This is a genomic window from Mesorhizobium sp. M5C.F.Ca.IN.020.32.2.1, assembly GCF_004023105.1.
GTDB classification, from domain to species: Bacteria; Pseudomonadota; Alphaproteobacteria; order Rhizobiales; family Rhizobiaceae; genus Mesorhizobium; species Mesorhizobium wenxiniae.
On the sequence record NZ_RZSX01000790.1, the window covers coordinates 1 to 2,930 of the forward strand.

At 61.1% G+C, this 2,930-nt stretch carries 4 protein-coding genes; 3 read left to right on the forward strand and 1 reads right to left on the reverse strand.

Annotated features, from left to right (window positions below; genetic code table 11):
- The 3 genes from EOA86_RS39660 to EOA86_RS28875 all read left to right on the forward strand — a co-directional run.
- Positions 1–229 (forward strand): hypothetical protein (locus tag EOA86_RS39660; RefSeq protein WP_206630162.1); only part of this gene is annotated, 229 nt, incomplete at its 5' end.
- Positions 230–251: 22 nt separating this feature from the next.
- Positions 252–1,094 carry a GNAT family N-acetyltransferase gene (locus EOA86_RS28870; RefSeq protein WP_128344778.1) on the forward strand — a complete coding sequence of 281 codons (843 nt, stop codon included), beginning with the start codon at positions 252–254 and terminating at the stop codon, positions 1,092–1,094.
- A gap of 30 nt (positions 1,095–1,124) precedes the next feature.
- Positions 1,125–2,501, forward strand: coding sequence for an aspartate aminotransferase family protein (locus tag EOA86_RS28875; RefSeq protein ID WP_128344780.1), 1,377 nt, complete (start codon positions 1,125–1,127; stop codon positions 2,499–2,501).
- 40 nt (positions 2,502–2,541) lie between these two features.
- Here EOA86_RS28875 and EOA86_RS28880 read toward each other — a convergent pair.
- The coding region (locus EOA86_RS28880; RefSeq protein WP_164892075.1) for an Lrp/AsnC family transcriptional regulator at positions 2,542–2,930 on the reverse strand (389 nt) is incomplete at its 5' end.

Below are 2,930 nucleotides of genomic sequence, written 5' to 3' on the forward strand. Positions count from 1 at the left end.
GCCTAACGGCCGCATTCGCCGCGACCTGAAGCAGATCGTTTCGTATTGCATCGCCGGTTTGGCAGAGTGTTGCGCCAGGTGTCTTTTCGAGCTTTGCGAGCAGCGCGGCCTGTCGGCCATGCTTCGGCAGAAGATGCGGCGCGAGCGGCGAAGGATAGTGAAAACGCGTCGCGCATGGCTGCCGGTCGGGAGGAACTGCTGTCTTTGGTGGTCTACCGTTAGCACCTGAAGACGAAGGCCGGAAATTCATCATGACCACACGACAGATCATCCTTGAAGAGATGACAGCGGGGCACCTGGAAGGCGCTGTCGAGTTGTCTCGCCAAGTTGAATGGCCGCATCGTCGCGAGGATTGGGAGCTGGCCCAGTCGGTCAGCCGGGGGATCGTCGCTCTGGAAGAAGAACGCGTGGTGGCGACCATCATGATGACCCCCTACGGCGACAATGCCGCCGCCATCAACATGGTGATCGTCGATGCGGCCATGCGCGGCCGCGGACTCGGCCGAAAGATGATGGAAGAGGCGCTTGCCAAGGCGGGTGAGCGCACCTGTTGCCTGACGGCGACACGGGAAGGCCTGCCGCTTTATGAGAAGCTGGGCTTCGTCACAACTGGCGAGATCGTCCAGCATCAGGGCGAGGCGTTGGCAGTTTCGGCGCCGGCCCGTGTATCCTGGGCAGAGAGCGGCGATCTTGCCCGCCTCGAGGTGCTGGATCGCGAGGCATTTGGCCATGACCGTTCGGCGCTGATGAAGCGGCTTTTCGAGCGCGCGAAGTTCGCTGTCATTCGCGATGAAGGCGATATCCAGGCCTTTTCCGCCATCCGGCCATTCGGCCGGGGGCTGGTCATCGGGCCGGTGGTGGCGAGAAACGGTGCCGAGGCCAAGGCACTGATCGACTTTCTGCTCGCCCATCATCAGGGCAAGTTCGTTCGTGTCGATACCGACGTCTCGACGGATCTTGGTGAATGGCTCACGGCGCGCGGCCTCGCTCACGTCGGCGGTGGGATCACGATGCGACGCTCCATGGTCACGCATAAAGAAAGCAAGCCCGCGCATCACCGCACATACGCGTTGGTCAGTCAGGCGCTTGGTTAAATCAGGCACTCGGTTGAATCGGAGGAAGAAATGCTGGCAAATTCACTGATCGAACTCGATCGCGCACATCTGGTTCACCCGTTTTCGTGCTATCGGAGCCACGAGGAGACGGGCGTGCGGGTGCTCAAATCAGCCAAGGGCGCAACGGTCACCGATGCAAGCGGGAAAACCCTGCTCGACGGATTCGCCGGTCTATGGTGTGTGAACATCGGCTACGGCCAGGAAAGTGTCGTTGAAGCAGCCGCCAAGCAGCTAAGGGAGCTTCCTTATGCGACGGGATATTTCGGGCTGGGATCCGAGCCTGCCATTCGCCTTGCTGCCAGGCTTGCCGAACTGGCGCCCGGCGATCTGAACCATGTCTATTTCACGCTGGGCGGTTCGGACGCAGTCGACAGCACGATCCGGTTCATTCGCTACTACTACCATGCCAAGGGTACGCCGCAAAAGGACCAGTTCATCTCGGTCGAGTATGGCTACCACGGATCCTCGACGGCAGGGTCCGGTCTGACCGCGATCCCCGCTTTCCATGCGGGCTTCGGCGTGCCTTACGACTGGCAGCACAAGATTCCCTCGCACTACGCCTATCGCAATCCGGTCGGTTCCGATCCGCAGACGATTATCGACGCATCGGTCGCGGCCCTGCGCGCCAAGATCGCGGAACTCGGCGCGGACCGAGTTGCGGCCTTCTACGCCGAACCCATTCAGGGTTCGGGCGGAGTCCTCGTTCCACCGACAGGCTGGCTGAAGGCCCTGCACGCCGTGTGCAAGGAACACGACATTCTGTTCGTTGCCGACGAAGTCATCACTGCCTTTGGCCGCACCGGCCCGCTCTTCGCCTGTGACGAGGACGATGTGGTGCCGGATTTCATGACCACGGCGAAGGGACTGACCTCGGGCTACGTGCCGATGGGCGCAGTCTTCATGTCGGACCGTGTCTACAATACGATCGCGGATGGAGCCGGCAAAGCGCCTGTCGGCCATGGCTACACCTATTCAGCCCATCCCGTGAGCGCGGCGGTGGGGCTGGAATGCCTGAGTCTCTACGAAGGGGGCTTGCTCGAGAACGGGCGGAAGGCCGGGAAGCGCTTGATGGAAGGCCTTCGCTCGCTCGCCGACCACCCGCTGGTTGGCGATATTCGCGGTCGCGGCATGCTCGCCGCGGTCGAGTTGGTCACCGACAAGGAGCGCAAGACGCCCCTGCCGGTGGCAGCCGATCCGGGTCGCCGTATTTTCGACCGCGCATGGGCGAACGGCCTCGTCATCCGCGCCTTCAACAGCGGCATCCTGGGCTATGCGCCGCCGCTCTGCTGCACAGAGGACGATATCGATGGAATCCTCGAACGCACGCGGATGACGCTGGATCAAACCCTCGAAGACAAGGACGTGCGGGCAGCAATGAGAAGATGATCGTCCAGACTGCCGCCGCATGCGCGGGGTAGCCTCTTCCTCAACTGTCGAATATGGCGTCGAGCGGCAGGTGAGATTTCACGATAGGGGATTTCAGCACGACGAAGCTGAAATATTTGTCGATGCCGATGTCCATTTCGACAAGGCGCTCCATGACCGTCTGGTATTCGGTGATTCCCGCTGTGACAAACTTCACCAGGTAGTCGTAGCCGCCTGAAACAAGATGGCATTCGATGACGGAATCGATCTTCTCGACGGTGGCAAGAAACCGCGCGAAGTCGTTCTGTCGATGGTTCCTGAGCGTGATCTCGGTGAAGACCGTCAACGTCTGCCCGAGCTTGGAGACGTCGATCTGGGCGGAATAACCGGTGATGAAGCCTTCCGCCTGAAGCTTCTTGACCCGCATCAGGCAGGGGCTCGGTGACAGAT